We start from the raw sequence: 18,759 nt of genomic DNA on the forward strand, positions 1-18,759 counted from the left end.
CCTTTAAACATCTTGACGTCTTCAAAAATTAGTTTTCTTCATCTTCGTTTGTATTGTCATCATTATTTTCTTCTTGATTATTTTCATTGGAATTTCCTTCATCATTATTTTCATTGCCCTCTTGTTCTGACTCTTCCTTCTTCTGAGGTTGAACGTAATCATCATCCTGGGCATCATCCGGCCCAATTTCACTTGGACTTAATGACATGAGATAATCAGCAATTTTCTCTGCATCTTCCTCGCTAGGAATGGTGTAGTTTCCAGTCATTGAGTTACCAGGTTTATGTTTTTCCGGATCCATAATCCAATCCACAATGTTTTCTTTATTGTAATCTAATACACCGGCAACTTTTGATCGATCCCCAAAGTTGGTTACATTTGGTCCCATCATAGCTGGTGAGGAACCAACAGCATGACAGCCCATACAACTATTGTCAGAGAATAGCTGTTTCCCTTCTCTGGCTGATGAATCTTCAGGTTCTGCTTCTGGATCAACGTTTTGCATATCAGACATCCACTGATCAAATTCACCCGGGCTAACCGCAACAATACGGAAATCCATTAAAGAGTGAGAAGGTCCGCAAAACTCAGCGCAGTGACCCCAATAAACGCCTTCCTCTTCTGCCTTAATAAACATTTCATTTTCATTTTTACCAGGGTTTACGTCCATTTTACCGGATATTGATGGAACCCAGAAGGAATGGATTACATCACCTGAAGATAGTTTAATGTAAACCCTTTTATCCGTTGGAATATATAAATCCTGACTGGTTTGGACACTCGTATCCCGGTAATCAAAATTCCACCAGAATTGCTTGCCTGTTACATCAATCCACAGAGCATCATCTGTATTTTCTGCTTCTTCTCCTTCTGTAGATTCAGGAGTTGTATCAGAAAGTGCAAATGTATATTGTACGGTTGGAACCGCTAAAATCAGTAGCAAAATGATAGGAATAACAGTCCAAATCGTTTCCAATATACGGTTCCCCTCAACTTGCTTAGGGATATAATCTTCTTCCCCTTTTTTTTGGCGGAATTTGACTACAACGAATACATAAATAGCCATTACGACCAAAAATACAAATAACATGATAATGATACTTAAAATCATAAGGTCCAGAATCATGTCCGCGCCTTCACCTTTTGGTTGCAAGGCACTTAAGTATGGGTTTCCACAGCCTGTAAGTATAAGTGCTAATCCACTTAATAAAAATAGCGCTCGAAACCTACCCATCCATCCTTTCATGAATTCATACCCCTCTTTCTCTTTTTATGTGTAGTTAAATATGAATATAATAAAGTTAAGTGAATAATGGGATTATTCTCTTAACTAAATTAGAAAAATGACGGAATGGTGGCAATCACCATTGCAAGTGAAATAATGGTCAAATAATTAAGCGAATAAATAAACATACGTTTCGCCCACTTCAAATCATCCTTCGTAAAGAAACCACTTATAGATAGTATTAACCAACCTATATTTAATATAGAAGCTAATACTAAAAAGATTGTCCCTAATGAACCAAAATAAAATGGGAGTGGTAATAAACACGCGATATATATCGTCATTTGTCTTTTGGTAATGGAAAATCCGTGTATAACTGGAAGCATTGGAATACCAGCTTCTTTATACTCTTCTGTTTTCAACATAGCTAATGACAAAAAGTGTGGTGTCTGCCATATAAATAGAATAAGAAATAAAACAAATGCAATTGGATGAAAGCTTGTATCCACCGCAAACCAGCCAATTAATGGAGGTGCAGCACCTGAAAAACTTCCAATAATGGTATTGATGGTATAACGCCGTTTTGACCACATCGTATAAAGTACAACATAAGTAAACCATCCCAAAAATCCAAACAATGCTGCCATAGGTGATGCAAGCCATAATAAAATAAGTCCGAATACAGAAAATCCAATACCTAATTTAAGAATAAGAGAATTAGACATCGTACCTGTAACAGTTGGTCGTTCTTTCGTTCTGGACATCTTTTGGTCGATATCCTGATCGTAGTAATTATTTAATACACAACCTCCAGCTATTACAAAAGCTGTACCTGTCATTGTAAGAATAAAAACATCCCAATATAGGAAAAACGACGATGACTGCGTAACAAATAACGCGAGCCAAAAACCAGCAAAGGTTGTCATTAAATTCGAATTAATAATCCCAATTTTTATCAAAGCCAGAAAATCAGACCAAAGAGTTTTTGTCTTATCATACCCTTCGCCTGATGATTCAATCAATTTTGAAGGATTTGTCCCAATAGATTTAGGGTTACTCATTTTAAACGTTACCTTCCTCTCTTTTCGTGAAATACAGACTCTTTATGTTAAGTTAGGAAGTAAAATATAGTTTTTTATCTTTCCTGCTTATAAGCCTAAATATACGATTATATTTTATCACGTAACTGTACTTATATCTATTTAATCACACATCACATGGTTTTGTGTGACAAATTTATGACACTTCGAAATTACCTTCTCACCCTAAATTTACAGATGGGAACTCAAGATGGCAAAATTATGTACTTATGGGATTATTATGATGATTATTACCAGCCCTTTTTTATTTCTAGCAAAGAAATCGTGAAGATGCAACCTTTTTATGCTTTTTACGTGAAAATGACCAAACCTTTCTTAACCATATTATCATATCATTTGTAATGAAATTGTGACAATTTCTTTTGTATGTCGCAAATTTTTATATTAAAATGTAGATTGGACTTTATTATGAGAATGGTAGGTAATAATCATGATTAAATTACTAAAATGGTTATCTGTTCTATCAACAATTGGAATGCTTTTTGTATTAGTTGGTGGTGCTCTAGTAACTAAAACGGACTCTGGGCTTGGTTGTGGTAAAAGCTGGCCATTGTGCGAGGGTGAAATTATTCCCTCCACTATTACTTTGGAATTAATCATAGAATTAAGTCATAGGTTAGTTTCAGGTACGGTTGGAATCCTTGTTCTGGCACTATCTATTCTTGCCTGGAAGTACTATGGAAATGTACGAGAAACAAAATTTCTTGCCATCATGTCGATTTTCTTTCTTGTATTACAAGGACTCATAGGTGCTGCAGCTGTGGTGTGGGGCCAATCTGATTTTGTACTGGCTATGCATTTTGGAATTTCTTTAATATCTTTTGCAGCTGTATTCTTATTAATGATTATTATCTTTGAGATTGATAAGAAGTTTGATGCAAATTCCTTACATATTGACAGCTCACTAAGAAAACATTTTTATGCCTTATTTACATATACCCTGGCTGTTGTCTATACAGGGGCCCTTGTACGACATACTCATGCAAGCTTAGCTTGTAGAGGGTGGCCACTTTGTGAACCGAATGTCGTGTTTTCGCCATTCAGCTTTGAACAATGGGTTCAAATGGCTCATCGGTTGGCTGCCGGTCTTTTATTTGTGTGGGTTATCTATTTGTTTTTTCGGATTATACGAGATTATAAAGAGCATAAAATCATGTATTCCGGCTGGACCATTGCGCTCCTTCTCATGATTTTTCAAGTTACGCTCGGAGCATTCATTATTATGACCATGCTAAATCTATCAATTGCTCTTTTACATGCTCTGATAATCTCTATATTCTTTGGACTCTTATGTTACTTTATCCTACTTTCAAGCAGAAGTGCACAGAATGAAAAGAAAAGCAAATAACTAATTAAAAAAACGGACTTCCATTTAGGAAGTCCGTTTTTAATAATGTTTTACTCAAATTCTATGAGCAAATCACCTGTTTCAATCGCATCAGAGTTTTTGACGTAAATCTTGTTAATTTTGCCATCAAAAGGAGCTTGTACTGTTGTTTCCATTTTCATCGCTTCTGTAATCATTAAATGGTCGCCTTTTTGGACTTTTTCACCTTTTTCAACTAAGACATCAATTACAGTCCCAGGCATTGTAGCACCTATTTGATGATCATTATCTTTATCTGCCTTTGGTCGTTCTTGGACAAGGCTTTGAATACTTTCATCTTTCACAATAACTTCACGAGGCTGTCCATTTAATTCAAAATAAATGACTCGAGTACCATTTTGCTGCGGCTCACCGATAGAGACTAATTTAACAATTAAGGTTTTACCTTGTTCAATTTCAACTTCGATTTCTTCTCCTAAGCGCATGCCATAAAAGAACGTAGGTGTATCAAGAACTGACATGTCCCCATACTGATCATAAAACTTGTTATAATCCATAAACACTTTTGGATACAGGGCATACGTAATAAGGTCAAAGCTTGTAATCTGCCGGTTAAGTTTTTGATAAAGGGTATTGCGCAGTTCATGAAAATCCACATTATCCAGTAATTCACCAGGACGTTCTTTAATAGGCTCTTTTCCTTTTAGGATAATTCTTTGCAATTCTTGCGGAAATCCTTGATATGGCTGTCCTAAGTACCCTTGGAATAATTGGACAACACTATCAGGATAATCCAATGTTTCTCCCCGTTCGTAAATATCATCCTCTGTTAAATCATTTTGAACCATGTAAAGTGCCATATCTCCGACAACTTTTGATGACGGTGTTACTTTAACAATGTCACCAAACATATCGTTCACACGGCGATACATTTGCTTCACATCATCCCAGCGTTCTTCAAGTCCTACAGCTTTTGCTTGTTGCCGCAGATTGCTATATTGACCACCAGGCATTTCATGTAAGTAAATTTCTGAATGTGGTGCCTTCATACCACTTTCAAATCCCTGATAGTATTGACGGATATCTTCCCAATAATGACCAATCTTTTCATAGGATTGGATATTAAGATCAGGTTTTCTTTCATTGTAATCAAGTGCATAATACAAGCTATTAGCACTAGGCTGTGACGTAAGCCCGGCCATTGGTCCACAAGCCACATCGACTACATCTACACCAGCATCGATGGCTTTGGCATAAGTGAAAATTCCGTTGCCACTCGTATCATGTGTATGCAGGTGTATCGGTATATCGATAGACTCTTTTAATTCCGAAATCAATTGATAAGCAGCTTCAGGTTTTAATAAGCCGGCCATATCTTTAATCCCTAATACGTGTGCACCTGCATTCTCCAATTCTTTTGCTAAATTACGATAATACGCTAAATCATATTTCGGTCTAGAAGGATCCAGAATATCCCCTGTATAACACATAGCAGCTTCTGCAACCTTTTCATTGGAACGGACTGCATCAATAGCCAGTGTCATTCCTTTAACCCAATTCAAACTGTCAAAGATTCTAAACACGTCAATACCTGCATTTGCACTCTTTTCTACAAATTGCTGAATAACATTATCAGGATAGTTTTTGTATCCTACAGCATTATTTGCACGAAGTAGCATTTGGAAGAGTACATTCGGCATTTTTTCCCTTAATTTTAACAAACGATCCCATGGGTCCTCTTTCAGGAAACGGTAGGACACATCAAAGGTTGCTCCTCCCCACATTTCCACTGAAAACAATTCGGGTAAAAGACGTGCGGTCGGTTCTGCTATATGCAATAAATCTTTTGTTCGTACCCGTGTTGCAAGTAAGGATTGATGAGCATCACGAAAAGTCGTATCTGTATATAAAACTTCCTTTTGCTCCTTTAGCCAATTCGCTAAACCGTCTGGCCCTTTTTCATCCAGGATCTGTTTTGTGCCTGATGGATATTCCTCAGTCTGATTTACAGAAGGAATACGTGGATCTAAAAAGTTTGGCTTTTTCTTTTTCCCATCCCCATCAAATCCGTTAATCGTTGTATAACCAATATAACGAAGCATTTTTGTTCCCCTGTCCTTTCGCTTTGGAAACACGAAAAGGTCAGGTGACTGATCAATAAAAGTTGTGTTGTATTCACCAGATAAGAACCTTGAGTGCTGAATGACATTTTCTAAAAAAGGTATATTTGTTTTAATTCCGCGAATTCTAAATTCCTTTAAGTTTCTGACCATTTTGCTTGCAGCTTTTTCAAAAGAAAGCGCCCACGTCGAAACTTTTACCAGTAATGAATCATAATGTGGAGATATTAAAGCTCCCTGAAACCCATTACCCGCATCCAGTCGTACACCAAATCCTCCACCTGTACGATAGGCCATAATTTTGCCTGTATCCGGCATAAAGTTGTTAAGTGGATCCTCTGTCGTTACCCTTGATTGAATAGCATATCCAGTAGTTTGTATCTCTTCTTGTTTTGGTAAAGCGATAGTTTCATCAAATAAAGTGTGACCCTCAGCAATAAGGATTTGGGTGTGAACAATATCAATACCTGTAATTTGTTCTGTAATTGTATGTTCAACCTGCACTCTTGGATTTACCTCTATAAAATAAAACGCTTCATCTGTAACCAAAAATTCTACCGTTCCTGCATTCACATAATGAATTTCATTCATTAACTGAACCGCAGCATCACAAATCTCCTGGCGCAGTCTATCCGGTAAAGAAACACTCGGTGCTACTTCAACCACTTTTTGATGGCGTCTTTGAACAGAGCAGTCTCGTTCGTATAAATGAACGACATTGCCCGCCTGGTCACCTAAGATTTGTACTTCAATATGCTTTGGATTTTCAACAAGTTTTTCTACATAAACCTCATCACTTCCAAAAGCCGCCTTAGCTTCAGACTTGGCACGGTCGAACGCATCCTTCAATGACTCATGGCTGCGAACAATCCGCATCCCTCGGCCACCACCACCTAAAGCAGCTTTGATTATGATTGGAAAACCATGCTTCTCTCCAAACTGTTCAACTTCCTCCATATTTTTAACAGGACCATCACTCCCTGGAATAACTGGTATATTGGCTTTAATGGCCTGATGACGTGCTTTTACCTTATCCCCAAAAATCTCGAGATGTTCACTGTTCGGACCTATAAATATGATGCCTTCCTGTTCGCAACGTTTCGCAAATTCGATATTTTCAGACAAAAAACCGTAGCCGGGGTGAATAGCATCCACTCCAACCCGTTTCGCGATTTCAATAATTCCTTCAATATCTAAATAAGCATCAATCGGTTTTTTACCTTTTCCAACCAGGTAAGCCTCATCTGCTTTATAACGATGAAATGCACCTGTATCCTCTTGAGAATAAATCGCCACTGTCCGAATGTTAAGCTCTGTACAAGCGCGAAATACACGAATGGCAATTTCCCCTCTATTTGCCACCAGGACTTTTTGGATTTGATTTACTTCACCCATGCTTTACTTCCTCTCCTTTCATTGATGGAAAACACGGATTCTTCAGATGAATTTTGAACTTCTGTGCGTGTTTTGGTATGCGTATGTTCCTTCGATTTTACTTGCATGGCAATATTGTTTAAAATGCCCATGGAAATCATTAAGATTAAGAGAGAACTACCTCCATAACTTACAAATGGTAGTGTTACACCTGTAATAGGCAAAACACCACTCATAGAACCTATATTAATAAATGCCTGAATCCCAATCATAAAAGAAATACCAATAGCAAGCAGGGATCCAAAAGCATCTTCACACTTTCTGGCAATGTACAAACCTCTTAAAACTATTACTGCAAGAGCTCCAACCGTAATGGCTACTCCAATTAACCCTAACTCTTCAGCTATAACGGCCAAAATAAAGTCTGTATGCGGATGGGATAAATATCCTAACTTCTGTACAGAGTCTCCCAGACCTTCACCCGTTAGTCCTCCAGAGCCGATAGCCAAATAAGATTGAATTAAGTGATAACCCCCGTCACTTGGATCAGAAAACGGCTCATATGCACCCGTAAAACGGGCTACACGTTCATCTGTTACCATGTTAGGTATAGCAAAAGCAATAAAAAGAGCGCCAACAGCACCTAAAACGAATAAATGTCTTAAACGAATTCCCGAACTAACAATGACACTAAGCGCAATTAAAAAGATAATAGATGCTGTTCCAATATCTGGTTGAAGAACGATTAAAAGAATGGTTACACTCGTAATCACCAAGGGTGGAATCACAGCTTTTGCAAAATCATGAATATAGGATAGCTTCTTAGAATAAACCGAAGCTAAATACATAATTAATCCCAACTTCGCTACTTCCGCGGGTTGGAAACTAAAGATTTTTAAATCGTACCATGATTTGGCAAAATTACGTTCTTCGCCGAATGGAAAGACAAAAATCAAAAGAAGTAACATACCGATAACAATTAGTTTTATAACCTTCTGATATTTTTGATAGGGAATAAAAGCAGTAAAAAACAATAAGGCTGTTCCCATTACCAGCCATTGGATTTGTTTAATTAGATAGTAATTGCTGCTAAGGCCTTCATATACAGCCATAACTATACTGGCACTATAAACCATAACCACTCCAAAAACGGATAAAGCTAGTGGCGTAAACATTAATGTGAAATCAAAATTTTTTAATCGTTTTTTCATATTTGTCATCCTTATGTTGAATTTATTTATGGGTTGTCAATTTCTAAGAATGGACATATTTTTTCTGCATCTAAAATACCTTATTTTGTTTATGTACGACATTGATTGGGAAAATTCCTTCCTGATTCAGTAATTATTCTAAAATTAGATTAGATGTATCGTTTTTGCTATGACATTTTCTTAGATTAATAGAATGACCTATTATGGAATAAAAAACTCAAATTACAACAGGCTGTTGTTGTAATTTGAGTTTATTCAGGGGACTTTTGAGCTTGAAAGGCTTCATGAAGTGCACTTACTTGTCTTTCCAGATTTTCTAAAATTTCCTTCCCAGTCTCTTCACTTATTAATTGAAGCCTGACTGCAAATTGCACTTCTCTTGATAAACCAAACATCTGCGTATCTAAGACTTCCTCATAAAGAGGACATTGTGGCATTGTTAAGTTATCCATTTGCACTTTTATCAGTTGTAATATTTTATCAGCATCCTGCTTCAATACAGCCAATGCTTGATCGCGATCCATAGCTACTTCAGAAGACACAGGTATCCCCTCTTTCCTACTGTCTAAAATAATCTATAACCAGTCAGTGGCATATTTTCATATTCTTCACCCTAAAATTATGTAGAGAAATTCCAAATATAAATATACCTTCTACTTCATTATATTAACGGCAAACCACAAAAAATGCAAGGGAATTAAGAAAGGCAATAATCGCTGTTTATGTAAATTTAAATCGACAATTATTGTCCTTTCATTTGGTTAAACCAAGTCTTAGTCAAATGAAGCAATTTAGAATTACGTAGTGTAATGATTATAACTTAAAATATGGACCACTGATAAGATCTCGACATAATCTCCAGCAATTTAACGCCTACTACACTATTCCCTGTATTATCCAGCGCCGGTCCAAAAACAGCGACCCCTCCTACATCCTTAACAACTCCCATAATGACACCAGAAACACCACTTTTGGCCGGTATACCAACATTAATAGCAAATGAACCAGATTGATTATACATGCCACATGTCCCCATAAATGTATTACAAATACGGGCATAGTGACGCGGTATCACTTGTTCCCCTGTTTCAATATCCTTTCCCTCATTTGCGAATACAGCCGCAACTTTGGCCAACTGTTTTACATTCATTTGGATTGCACATTGCTTCGTATATACATCCAGCAATTCCTCAACACTACCGGTAATGATGCCGTTTTGCTTCATAAAATAGCATAAAGATCGGTTTAAAAACGCTGAGTCATATTCAGATTTGGCAACTTCTCGGTCATAATCCACTGTATCATCTGCAATCAATTGATGAACAAACTCAAGAATTTCCTGAAGCATATCATCAGAAGTTTTTCCAGACATCATATTTGTAACAGCTAAGGCTCCTGCATTTATCATAGGGTTAATGGGCTTTGAAGGTTTTTCTACTTCCAATTTGGATATAGAATAAAAGGGATCACTTGTTGGTTCTTTACCTACTCTTGAAAAAACAGCTTCTTCCCCATGATTCATTAGCGCCACTGCCAAAGCTAAAACTTTCGAAACACTTTGGATAGTAAACAAGTAATCAGCTTCTCCTGCTTGAACACATTCTCCATCGAGATGCAAAAATGCTGCAGCATTAATTTCCGGATTCTGTCGCTTTAAAGCTGGTATGTAATCGGCTACCTTACCATTATTTGCATATATGCGAGTATGATCCACCCATTTTTCCAGTTGTCTTTCCGCAACTTTCTCCATGAATATTGTCCTCCTTAATGCATAGGTCGAAAAAATCCGTTATACTTGTTTTGTAAACGCTAAAATACAGAGGTGAAAAAATTGATCGTACAACTAGCAGGCAATGTAAAATTCCCCCTCACACTTGATGCAAGTGTTTGGATTTTTGATGATCGTAAAGTAGAATTTGACAAAGCTTTTCAGGACCATACAGCACAGGAAACTGATGAGGAAGAGGAGTTAGAAAAGGCATCCAATCGGTGGAATCGTGAAGTGTATCAACAGAAACTGAATCCCCCGGTAAATAAAAGTATCTCAAAATTTGAGCGTAAGAAAATTTTGGATAGTACATATGTAATGAATATAAAACCGTTTTTGGAAACAGCAGAAGTGAACGAATCTGCAACATCAGCCCTTCTTGAAACGAATCACGGCGAAGAAGAGATATCTCTGGATACTTTAGAAAATGGATATTTCCTCTTTGCAGTCGATGGTAAGCCTGTAAAAGAAGACGGCCCCCTACATTTTTATTTTGGCGATGAATCCAATAAAAATACACCAATTAAAGGAATTACTGGAATAAAGATTAAATAAAAAAATTTAAATGCTTCTGTTGTCCAGAAACAAATGGGCAAGCACCAGTTTAGAGACTTTACGGACGGTACTGAGCTTTAGGGGATAACGGAAAGACACAATACTACGAAAAAAGCGGAAGGGAATCCCCCTTCCGCTTTTAAAACTAAGCCAATAATTATTTGAACCAGATTCAACCGATTCTTCTTACAACAAGTCCGCCGATAGCTGTGCTAATGATGAACGCTCGCCTTTATGAAATTTAACGTGTCCACTTAAAGCAGAATCTTTAAATTTTTCGACAACATGGATTAATCCATTATTATACTCATCTAAATAGGGGTGATCAATCTGTCCTGGATCACCAAGTAAAATCACTTTACTCCCCTCTCCTATTCGAGTTAAAATCGTTTTTACTTCGTGCTTAGTTAAATTTTGCGCTTCATCAATCAAAATTAATTGTTCCGGAATGCTTCTGCCTCTTATGTAAGTTAAGGCTTCCACTTGGATCGAACCAAGACCAGATAAAATTTGATCTAAATCTTCAGCTTTTTGTACGTCAAATAAATATTCCAGATTATCATAAATGGGCTGCATCCAAGGTTTTAATTTTTCTTCCTTTTCACCTGGTAAGTAGCCAATATCATTGCCTAATGGTACGACCGGCCTTGCCACAAGCATTTTTTTATATAGATGCATATCCTCTACTTGCATAAGTCCTGAAGCCAATGCAAGCAACGTTTTACCTGTGCCCGCCTTTCCAATCATCGTTAAGAGTTGAATATCTTTTCGAAACAAAAGTTCAAGTGCCATGGTTTGCTGAGCATTTCTCGGTTTGACTCCCCATACATTTTCAATCGAAAGCCTGCATTTTTCAATAAACGCTCCGTCCGAACGTACCACCCCGATGGCTGATTGAGATGGATTCCACTCATTCTTCATTACAACAAACTCATTGGGAAACAAATATTTTTCTAATCTATCTGGAATCCTCAGGGTACCGGTTTTAAAAAATTCGTTTAACTCCTCTTCTTTTACCTCCCACTCTTGATAGCCTTCATAAACATTATCTTCATTAACCGCTCGTTCATTCAAAAAGTTTTCAGCTTTCAATCCTAGCGCATCTGCTTTGACTCGCATTAAAATGTCTTTAGAAACTAAAATTACCTTATGATTATTCTTTTCTTTTTGAACTTCAAGATGTAAATTTAGTGCTACTGCCAGGATACGGTTATCATTGGTTCTTTCCAGAAAAATCTCACTAAGCTTGGAAAATGATCGATGATTTAATTCAATACGTAAACTTCCCCCATTGGGTAGTGGAACACCGTTATAAAGTTCACCCAGTTGACGAAAGCGATCAATAATACGCGAGGTTTCTCTTGCATTATGTCCTACTTCATCCATATTTCGCTTTTTAGAGTCTACTTCCTCCAATACTACTGCTGGAATTACTACCTCATGTTCCTCAAATGAAAAAATCGCGCGTGGATCCTGAAGTAAAACATTAGTATCTAAAACGTATGTTATTTCCAAAAAAGCCGCCTCCTAAATGTCTTTTTATTAAGAATTGGCAAGGCTTCCGTATTTTTAATATATGTTGGAAATCATAAAGTTAGACGAATGAGAAACAATATATTTGTAAAAGGAGGTTCGAATAAATGAGGAAAGTCATATATTCCATTCTTATCATGTGTTTAGCTATCACTTTAAGTGCATGTAATAATGAAGATGAGGCTCAAAATAACAACAATATGGATCAGTACTTAAACGTGAAGGATTCGGAAGTAACACATGAAGATAAGGAATATTCCAATACAGAAATGGCTGAGCATCTTGCAGATATTGCAGCAGATGTTCCTGGAGTGAATAGTGCGACTGCTGTGGCAGTAGGCCCTTATTCGGTCGTAGGAATAGATGTAGATAAAGAACTGGATCGATCAAGAGTAGGAACGATTAAATATTCTGTCTCTGAAGCACTGAAACAAGATATTCATGGAAATAATACAATGGTAACAGCAGATGGAGATGTCACCGAAAGAATTCGACGACTGGCTAATAAAGTACGACAAGGTCATCCGGAAGATGCTATAATGGATGAACTTTCTTCTATAGTTGGACGTTACATGCCAGAAGTCCCTCAAAAAGAAAATCAGCCAACTGAACCGGATTCAAATAGTGAAATGCTTAATGATCAGAAAAAGAAAGATCAATTAGATAATTTGCAAAATGAACAATCCAACAAACAAAAAAATAAGAATTCGTCATAAATGGAAGCTGTCGAGAAAGTCTCGGCAGCTTTTTTTATTTTGACTGCAATTATTACAATGGACCGCAACAGTTGCAATGCACTCTACTTCCGCCTATCAGATATCAGCCGACATAAATCGACTACCATATATTATGTGTATGTATTTCTCCCAATTTAGTCAAATTATGACATAATGTTATATAACATGTTATACTTATCAAGAATGAGGTGATAACATGAAGGTAAAGTGCATCTTATGTGACCAGGTAGAGGAAGTAGAGGAGACCAGCTTACTCGCTAAAAAGCTCCGTAAAAGACGTGTAATGACTTATATGTGCGATACATGTCGTGACCGTATTGATAAGAAAACGGAAGAAAGATTGGCAAAAGGGAAGTATAGAGAATATCGAGAAAAGAAGAAAGATCCTTATATTTAAGCTTTAAAAATAATCCGATTCAAACAAACGTGAATCGGATTTTGTTCGTACTATGGATAAATTGTGAATTTTTCTGGTTCCTTTTGGATTTGGTCATTAATACATTCGATTAACTCAATAGGAAAGCGAAAAGAACGGTTTTCATCCTTTTTTTCAACCATCACGCTATACATATCCTCTAGCTTTTTCACTTCAATCTTTTCTACGTTGTGGTCATTTTCCAGCATCTTTTTAAAAAATTGGGCTGTATCAATAGCTGCCTGATCTTCCGGCCTTGCATCCGCGACCAGTTGAATGGTTAACCAATTATACACAACGTCCTGTAAAGATTTCACGTCTGGTTTTCAACCCCTTCCCCATTTCTTCTTTTCCGTTCCTGGGCCAGGCGATATCGATATATGCCTAAAACAAGCGAACAAATCACTAAAACTTCAAGCATTGGCAATAAAATCGCAAAGAATAAAAGAATAAAGCATCCTAAAGCCAGTAGTATGTATACAATAATCGACTTCAATAATGGTAATTTTCGTGCAAATCCCAGTTTATATGTTAGAGCAGCAAAAATTAAAATGGAAAAATATAATAAAATAACGCCTGTCTGTCCACCAATTTGATTTAATAAAAATTCAGTAATTGGCCGGAATCCCTGTCCAGCTATAATTTCTTCATTCGGCATAGATGCTTCCTCCTAACGTCTTCATCTATACCATCATACTAAATTTTTAAAGATAGTACCACCGAAAAACGTTTTCATTTCCCTTGTTGAATGATAACTGAATCGTGTAAACTGAACGTATAAAAGAGGTGGAAATATGAAATACGAACAAAAAGCATTTTTGTTAGCTGTCCTTGTAATTTTATGCTACATAGCTGTTGGGATTGCCATAGGATATGAACAACATCTCCTTTCAGCAGGATTATTCATCTTAGGATTTTTCGTTATGGGATTAGGATTTAAAATGAAAAAGAAACAAGGTTTATAAAAAGGAAAGGCAGCACACTTCAAATTCTGCATGATAAAAATGGACCGACAGGACTCTTGTTTCTTAGTCCGATGTCAGTCCATTTTTTTAGACTATTCTTTAAGATGTATGTAGTTTTCAATAATTTCTTTATGTATTGATGGATTACAGGTTATCACAGTATTTTCATGCAGCATATCCAAAGGATTACCATCTACTCTGGTAGCAAGCCCACCCACTTCATTTACAATTATGACTCCGGCAGCTATGTCCCATGGTGACAATCTCATTGTTAAATAGGCATCCATGATTCCTTCAGAAACAAAGGCAAATTCCAAAGCTGCGGAACCGTATGATCTCGTTCCTCGCACTTTGCGTATAAGTTGATGAACTCCCGACTCATCAAGTCTGCGATTGGGTACTGCCCAAAATTGATTGACTCCTATTAGAGAATCTTCAAGCTTCCTTGTTTGATTCAACTTTGGAAGTAAATAATTGTTTTTATAGGCACCTTCCCCATTTTTCGCAGAATATAAATCTCCTGTCATAACGTTATAAATAAGACCTATAATCCCTTCTCCATCCTCGTATATCGCTACTGAAATAGCAAAATTTCGTTTTTGATGCACAAAATTCATAGTTCCATCAATCGGATCAATAATCCAGACAATACCATCCAGACTGGTCACCTCATCACCAAATCCTTCTTCACCTAAAACTTGGTGCTCTGGATATGAGCGTCGAATACGTTCAGCAAAAAACTTTTCCGTATCTTCGTCAACTTCTGTTACTAAATCTTTTCGATCCCTTTTTGTATTTACTTCAAAAGGCTGTTGAACACGTTTTTTGATGCGTTCGCCTGCTTCAATGGTCCATTCCTTTGCTTGATTGAATAAGGTTTGTTTTTGTTCAGCGTCCATCACGCAAATCTCCTTTTCACGTATTACGTATATCCTATCAAAAATTTATTCAAAACGCTATGTAAAGCAATTTCATTTTGTAACTCGTTTTGCTATGGTAAAATAAGATGACATAAAATGACGTTTTTCTTATACTAAAACCATGATACATAGAAAGGAGTAAATCAATGACAGATTTTAATGGTTTTACTCAAGAGGACTTTGATATATTTACTATTCCAGGATTAGATGCTCGAATGGAAAAGCTGCGGGGCAATATTTCACCAAAACTAGAAGCCATAGCAGTAGAATTAGCCCCAGCCGTAACGACCATGACTGGTGATGAAATGTATGTACATGTTGCTAAGCATGCCAGACGTTCAAAGAATCCACCTAATGATACTTGGGCTGCATTAGCCAGAAATAACCGGGGATATAAAAAGCTTCCCCACTTTCAAATAGGTCTTTGGGAGACCCATTTATTTATCTGGTTTGCAATGATTTACGAAAACCCTGTAAAGCAGGACTATGCAGAAGTATTAAAAAAACATATGGATGATATAAAGAAACAAATTCCAGGTAACTTTGTCTGGTCTGGAGATCATACGAAGCCAGATGCTACAAGTCATAATGAAGTTGATCTGGACAAGCTGGTGGACCGTTTAGCCAATGTTAAAAAGGCCGAAATTTTATGTGGTGTGAACATTGATCGTAATGATCCGATATTAACCAAACCTAATGAATTTCTGCAAATGTGCGAGGATACTTTTCAAAAACTGGAACCACTATATCAATATACCAAAGAATTGTAATCATAGTAGAGAGACCAAATCTTACGGATTTGGTCTCTCTTGTTTCCAGGAAAGTAAAAAGTCAGAAACTCTTTACAAGGTAAGGGCTTGGGCAAATAAATGCTGTAAGTTTCGTAACAAAACTCCCTGGCAAACAAATGTGAGTGATTGGCGAATAAACAAGACATTCTAACAAAAAAATGCTAGCCAAGGCAAAAACGTTACCTATGCCAGCAATATCCGTTTTCTTTTGGCTAAAAACCATCAGGCTGATAAACCACTATTTATAAGCCATGGTTATCGTTTCTCCATTCTCAGCCTGCTTCGCTTTTTGAATGGTGCGGTACGTGGAGTATCCTGACTGCTGATTAAATTTTTTATCAATTTGCTTTTCTTCCATCTTGGATGGAACAATTTCTTTAAAACGGTGATAAGCATGTAATAGGTCATCACGATTGGCCTTATCTTCATAAGCTTTTTCTATTAGCTGTAAAAAGTGTATAACATCCATTACTTCATCTGTATCCCATGATTCATCTATTGGGTAATGATACTCCATGTTTTTTCCCCTTTCTATCTTACAGTTGACTCCATTTTGCTTGTATGGTTTCAATATCCTTTTGAATACGATTAAATAACTCTTGCACAGTAGGAATATCATGGATTCTTCCTGTAACTTGTCCTGCCCAGCCAAATCCCTTCTCAGACTCTCCATATATATATCGTTTATTCGTTTCGCCACTTATATACGGTTTTAATACTTCAAAACCCGGTTTGTCTTTTTCAAGCTCCAGAATTTTTTCTGTCCAACCATTCTTTAATGCTCTGGCAGGTGCACCAAGTGAACGTTTAATTACAACGGTAGACTTTTCATCGGCTTCAACTAACGCTTGCTTATGCTTCTCATGGGCATGAACACATTCTTTTGTTGCAATAAATCGTGTCCCCATTTCAATCCCCTCTGCGCCTAAGGCTAACGCAGCCATTAAACCTTTACCATCAGAAATTCCACCTGAGGAAATGACAGGAATGTTAACAGCATCTACCACCTGTGGAGTTAATACAAAGGTACCAATATCATCACGGCCCAGGTGTCCACCACCTTCTTGTCCAACGACCATAACAGCATCAGCCCCCAGTTCTTCCGCTTTTTCCGCTTGACGCTTAGCGGCCACTAAGACCATCTTTTTTATATCCATTCCTTTCACCATATCTAAAACTGGCTTAGGATTTCCTCCTGTAACGGTAATTACAGGTACCTGTTCTTCACGAGCTACTTTTACCATATGTTCAAATGGTCGTCCATGCTGCCCTATAGCAAAGTTAACTCCAAAAGGCTTATTCGTTAATCTCCGGACCTTTTGAATTTCATCTCTAAGCTGTGCTTCATTTTCCAGACTCATGGCTGTGATCTGTCCAAGACCGCCTGCATTCGATACAGCAGCCGCTAAGTCAGCGTAGGCCAAATGAGCAAGTCCCCCTTGAATAATAGGATAATCAATATGTAACAATCTTGTTATTCTTGTTTCCATCCCCATCCAGATATCCCCCTTCGCCTATTTCTTCTATCGTATCATAAGTAATTTTAATGTGAAGTGACCTGTTTTATGTATACAAGTATAGTCTTCTTTCACAAAAAAGAACTGTCATCCGATAGGAGACAGTTTTAAACATAGATTATTTTTGTTTGTTATGACAGTCACAGCCTTTTCCATATAAAGTGGTCACTTTCTCGTCTTCAAAATGATCAATAACGCGTTGACAATCCTGACAAACGATTGTACCTATCACCGTAACCAGCTCCTTAAGAAATCGTTATCATTACTGTAATTCTTATTTTAATATGTCATAATTTATTTTTAAAGCCCAAATAGTATAACATTATTTGTTTTTATGTTTTATTTATTTAAAGAATAAATATTTTTCGCAATATTCTGTTTAATGCACTGGATTCATGATATGATTAAAGCAAACTGTATTGTAAGGGGTGAGTTATTTGAGTCGTAGTACATATGTCTATGTAGATAAAGAAAACTCCATTACCCTCAAAAATGTGAAAGAGTATTTAACGTACTACCAGGAGATCACATCTAAAACTGGTAAACAGCTAGCATGGAATTACGAAGATCATGCTTTTCCTTACACTGTTATAGAGAAAAAAGAAGAACAAGGAAATTATTTATTATTAAAAGGTAATCTTGACCGGTATTATGGGTTATTAATTGGTGTTGATGAAATAGAAAACATAATACAAATTACCTTGCCGAATTCAGCAAAGCATGGAGATAAAAGTAAGGCAAACGAATTAGCAAAGTTTCTACGCAAGAAATTACATGGAAAGCTAAAGTTATTTAATGGAAGAATGATGGTTAAATAATGGACTACGCTAAAAAAGACCTTCTTTATTGTGCTGAACCCTAAAAGTTAGACCAAAATATTTAAGCAGCTAGTTGACTGGTATGCAGACGGTATTCCACCGGGCTCATGCCAGTCAATTTTGCTTTTATCCGTTCATTGTTATAGTAAAAAATATAATCAGTTACTGCTTGCTTAAGCTCTTCAAATGATTTATAAACTTTACCGTAATACATTTCCTGTTTCATTAGCCCAAAGAAATTCTCCATTGGTGAATTATCTAGACAGTTTCCTTTTCGGGACATACTTTGAAAGATACCATTATCTTTTAGTTTCTTTACATACCTCTTCATTTGATAACCCCAGCCTTGATCAGAGTGTATAGTAGTTCGATAGGGGCAATCT

General features: G+C 36.8%; 21 protein-coding genes. 7 read left to right on the forward strand and 14 right to left on the reverse strand.

The features are described 5' to 3' along the window. Nucleotides 1-28: 28 nt before the first annotated feature. Together coxB and cyoE are read right to left on the reverse strand one after the other, a co-directional pair. The gene (gene coxB / locus BMX63_RS13295) at nucleotides 29-1,246 is read right to left on the reverse strand and encodes a cytochrome c oxidase subunit II (RefSeq protein WP_093136524.1); all 1,218 of its coding nucleotides are present in this window, start codon (nucleotides 1,244-1,246) and stop codon (nucleotides 29-31) included. A gap of 89 nt (nucleotides 1,247-1,335) precedes the next feature. Further along, nucleotides 1,336-2,286, reverse strand: coding sequence for a heme o synthase (cyoE, locus tag BMX63_RS13300; RefSeq protein WP_093136526.1), 951 nt, complete (start codon nucleotides 2,284-2,286; stop codon nucleotides 1,336-1,338). Nucleotides 2,287-2,755: 469 nt separating this feature from the next. Here cyoE and BMX63_RS13305 point away from each other — a divergent pair, with 469 nt between their 5' ends. After that, nucleotides 2,756-3,673 carry a COX15/CtaA family protein gene (locus BMX63_RS13305; RefSeq protein ID WP_093136528.1) on the forward strand — a complete coding sequence of 306 codons (918 nt, stop codon included), beginning with the start codon at nucleotides 2,756-2,758 and terminating at the stop codon, nucleotides 3,671-3,673. Between the two features lie 50 nt (nucleotides 3,674-3,723). Here BMX63_RS13305 and pyc read toward each other — a convergent pair whose 3' ends face one another. The 4 genes from pyc to glsA all read right to left on the reverse strand — a co-directional run bounded on the left by pyc (nucleotide 3,724) and on the right by glsA (nucleotide 10,107). Beyond that, nucleotides 3,724-7,167: a pyruvate carboxylase gene (gene pyc, locus BMX63_RS13310; protein WP_093136530.1), complete on the reverse strand. Its 3,444-nt coding sequence runs from the start codon at nucleotides 7,165-7,167 to the stop codon at nucleotides 3,724-3,726. Next, nucleotides 7,155-8,357 carry a putative lipid II flippase FtsW gene (gene ftsW, locus BMX63_RS13315; RefSeq protein ID WP_093136532.1) on the reverse strand — a complete coding sequence of 401 codons (1,203 nt, stop codon included), beginning with the start codon at nucleotides 8,355-8,357 and terminating at the stop codon, nucleotides 7,155-7,157. Before ftsW ends, pyc begins: the two co-directional genes overlap by 13 nt. Nucleotides 8,358-8,608: 251 nt before the next feature. Next, nucleotides 8,609-8,899 carry an Fpa/YlaN family protein gene (locus tag BMX63_RS13320; protein WP_093136534.1) on the reverse strand — a complete coding sequence of 97 codons (291 nt, stop codon included), beginning with the start codon at nucleotides 8,897-8,899 and terminating at the stop codon, nucleotides 8,609-8,611. Nucleotides 8,900-9,177: 278 nt separating this feature from the next. Further along, nucleotides 9,178-10,107, reverse strand: coding sequence for a glutaminase A (gene glsA / locus BMX63_RS13325; protein WP_093136536.1), 930 nt, complete (start codon nucleotides 10,105-10,107; stop codon nucleotides 9,178-9,180). Nucleotides 10,108-10,179: 72 nt separating this feature from the next. Between glsA and BMX63_RS13330 the strand changes: the two genes are divergently transcribed. Then, nucleotides 10,180-10,680: a hypothetical protein gene (locus BMX63_RS13330; protein ID WP_245732831.1), complete on the forward strand. Its 501-nt coding sequence runs from the start codon at nucleotides 10,180-10,182 to the stop codon at nucleotides 10,678-10,680. 186 nt (nucleotides 10,681-10,866) lie between these two features. Here the strand turns inward: BMX63_RS13330 and BMX63_RS13335 are convergent, their stop codons facing one another. Then, nucleotides 10,867-12,195 (reverse strand): PhoH family protein, encoded by a 1,329-nt coding sequence (locus BMX63_RS13335; RefSeq protein WP_093136540.1) that lies wholly within the window; start codon nucleotides 12,193-12,195, stop codon nucleotides 10,867-10,869. A gap of 125 nt (nucleotides 12,196-12,320) precedes the next feature. Here BMX63_RS13335 and BMX63_RS13340 point away from each other — a divergent pair, with 125 nt between their 5' ends. Together BMX63_RS13340 and BMX63_RS13345 are read left to right on the forward strand one after the other, a co-directional pair. Then, complete coding sequence (locus tag BMX63_RS13340; protein ID WP_093136541.1) at nucleotides 12,321-12,929, forward strand: YhcN/YlaJ family sporulation lipoprotein; 609 nt, start codon at nucleotides 12,321-12,323, stop codon at nucleotides 12,927-12,929. A 217-nt stretch (nucleotides 12,930-13,146) separates the two neighbouring features. Continuing rightward, nucleotides 13,147-13,347, forward strand: a complete 201-nt coding sequence (locus BMX63_RS13345; protein ID WP_093136543.1) for a YlaI family protein — start codon at nucleotides 13,147-13,149, stop codon at nucleotides 13,345-13,347. A 50-nt stretch (nucleotides 13,348-13,397) separates the two neighbouring features. On the opposite strand, the gene BMX63_RS13350 is transcribed toward BMX63_RS13345, so the two are convergent. Both BMX63_RS13350 and BMX63_RS13355 read right to left on the reverse strand, forming a co-directional pair. After that, the gene (locus BMX63_RS13350) at nucleotides 13,398-13,682 is read right to left on the reverse strand and encodes a hypothetical protein (protein WP_093136545.1); all 285 of its coding nucleotides are present in this window, start codon (nucleotides 13,680-13,682) and stop codon (nucleotides 13,398-13,400) included. Further along, nucleotides 13,679-14,023, reverse strand: coding sequence for a YlaH-like family protein (locus BMX63_RS13355; RefSeq protein ID WP_093136546.1), 345 nt, complete (start codon nucleotides 14,021-14,023; stop codon nucleotides 13,679-13,681). The genes BMX63_RS13350 and BMX63_RS13355 overlap by 4 nt, the downstream gene beginning before the upstream one ends. Before the next feature lie 136 nt (nucleotides 14,024-14,159). Here BMX63_RS13355 and BMX63_RS18115 point away from each other — a divergent pair, with 136 nt between their 5' ends. Next, nucleotides 14,160-14,330, forward strand: a complete 171-nt coding sequence (locus tag BMX63_RS18115; protein ID WP_177167312.1) for a DUF5325 family protein — start codon at nucleotides 14,160-14,162, stop codon at nucleotides 14,328-14,330. A 92-nt stretch (nucleotides 14,331-14,422) separates the two neighbouring features. On the opposite strand, the gene BMX63_RS13360 is transcribed toward BMX63_RS18115, so the two are convergent. Next, nucleotides 14,423-15,229, reverse strand: a complete 807-nt coding sequence (locus BMX63_RS13360; RefSeq protein WP_093136548.1) for an inositol monophosphatase family protein — start codon at nucleotides 15,227-15,229, stop codon at nucleotides 14,423-14,425. Between the two features lie 167 nt (nucleotides 15,230-15,396). On the opposite strand from BMX63_RS13360, the gene BMX63_RS13365 reads away from it, so the two are divergent. After that, nucleotides 15,397-16,020 carry a YktB family protein gene (locus BMX63_RS13365; protein ID WP_093136550.1) on the forward strand — a complete coding sequence of 208 codons (624 nt, stop codon included), beginning with the start codon at nucleotides 15,397-15,399 and terminating at the stop codon, nucleotides 16,018-16,020. Nucleotides 16,021-16,279: 259 nt separating this feature from the next. Here the strand turns inward: BMX63_RS13365 and BMX63_RS13370 are convergent, their stop codons facing one another. From BMX63_RS13370 to BMX63_RS13380, 3 genes are all read right to left on the reverse strand, one after another. Beyond that, nucleotides 16,280-16,558: a UPF0223 family protein gene (locus tag BMX63_RS13370; RefSeq protein WP_093136552.1), complete on the reverse strand. Its 279-nt coding sequence runs from the start codon at nucleotides 16,556-16,558 to the stop codon at nucleotides 16,280-16,282. Between the two features lie 19 nt (nucleotides 16,559-16,577). Continuing rightward, a complete protein-coding gene (locus tag BMX63_RS13375) occupies nucleotides 16,578-17,537 on the reverse strand; it encodes an NAD(P)H-dependent flavin oxidoreductase (RefSeq protein WP_093136554.1) in 960 nt (319 codons plus the stop codon). Nucleotides 17,538-17,676: 139 nt separating this feature from the next. Continuing rightward, entirely contained in the window at nucleotides 17,677-17,787 is a 111-nt protein-coding gene (locus tag BMX63_RS13380; protein ID WP_093136567.1) for a GapA-binding peptide SR1P, read from the reverse strand. 208 nt (nucleotides 17,788-17,995) lie between these two features. On the opposite strand from BMX63_RS13380, the gene BMX63_RS13385 reads away from it, so the two are divergent. Further along, nucleotides 17,996-18,376, forward strand: coding sequence for a DUF1885 family protein (locus tag BMX63_RS13385; RefSeq protein ID WP_143060165.1), 381 nt, complete (start codon nucleotides 17,996-17,998; stop codon nucleotides 18,374-18,376). Nucleotides 18,377-18,437: 61 nt separating this feature from the next. Here BMX63_RS13385 and BMX63_RS13390 read toward each other — a convergent pair. Beyond that, nucleotides 18,438-18,759, reverse strand: a 322-nt coding sequence (locus BMX63_RS13390) for an IS3 family transposase (protein ID WP_143060166.1), incomplete at its 5' end; no start/stop codon positions are given.

The organism is Salinibacillus kushneri, from assembly GCF_900111405.1.
Lineage (GTDB): Bacteria > Bacillota > Bacilli > Bacillales > Alkalibacillaceae > Salinibacillus > Salinibacillus kushneri.

Excerpts from the sequence above, each read along its gene's own strand:
- BMX63_RS18115 (WP_177167312.1), top strand. The coding sequence starts at position 14,160 with ATGAAATACGAACAAAAAGCATTTTTGTTAGCTGTCCTTGTAATTTTA.
- BMX63_RS13305 (WP_093136528.1), top strand. The coding sequence starts at position 2,756 with ATGATTAAATTACTAAAATGGTTATCTGTTCTATCAACAATTGGAATG.
- glsA (WP_093136536.1), bottom strand. The coding sequence starts at position 10,107 with ATGGAGAAAGTTGCGGAAAGACAACTGGAAAAATGGGTGGATCATACT.
- BMX63_RS13365 (WP_093136550.1), top strand. The coding sequence starts at position 15,397 with ATGACAGATTTTAATGGTTTTACTCAAGAGGACTTTGATATATTTACT.
- pyc (WP_093136530.1), bottom strand. The coding sequence starts at position 7,167 with ATGGGTGAAGTAAATCAAATCCAAAAAGTCCTGGTGGCAAATAGAGGG.
- BMX63_RS13355 (WP_093136546.1), bottom strand. The coding sequence starts at position 14,023 with ATGCCGAATGAAGAAATTATAGCTGGACAGGGATTCCGGCCAATTACT.
- BMX63_RS13370 (WP_093136552.1), bottom strand. The coding sequence starts at position 16,558 with ATGGAGTATCATTACCCAATAGATGAATCATGGGATACAGATGAAGTA.
- coxB (WP_093136524.1), bottom strand. The coding sequence starts at position 1,246 with ATGAAAGGATGGATGGGTAGGTTTCGAGCGCTATTTTTATTAAGTGGA.
- cyoE (WP_093136526.1), bottom strand. The coding sequence starts at position 2,286 with ATGAGTAACCCTAAATCTATTGGGACAAATCCTTCAAAATTGATTGAA.
- BMX63_RS13345 (WP_093136543.1), top strand. The coding sequence starts at position 13,147 with ATGAAGGTAAAGTGCATCTTATGTGACCAGGTAGAGGAAGTAGAGGAG.
- BMX63_RS13360 (WP_093136548.1), bottom strand. The coding sequence starts at position 15,229 with ATGGACGCTGAACAAAAACAAACCTTATTCAATCAAGCAAAGGAATGG.
- BMX63_RS13340 (WP_093136541.1), top strand. The coding sequence starts at position 12,321 with ATGAGGAAAGTCATATATTCCATTCTTATCATGTGTTTAGCTATCACT.
- ftsW (WP_093136532.1), bottom strand. The coding sequence starts at position 8,357 with ATGAAAAAACGATTAAAAAATTTTGATTTCACATTAATGTTTACGCCA.
- BMX63_RS13375 (WP_093136554.1), bottom strand. The coding sequence starts at position 17,537 with ATGGGGATGGAAACAAGAATAACAAGATTGTTACATATTGATTATCCT.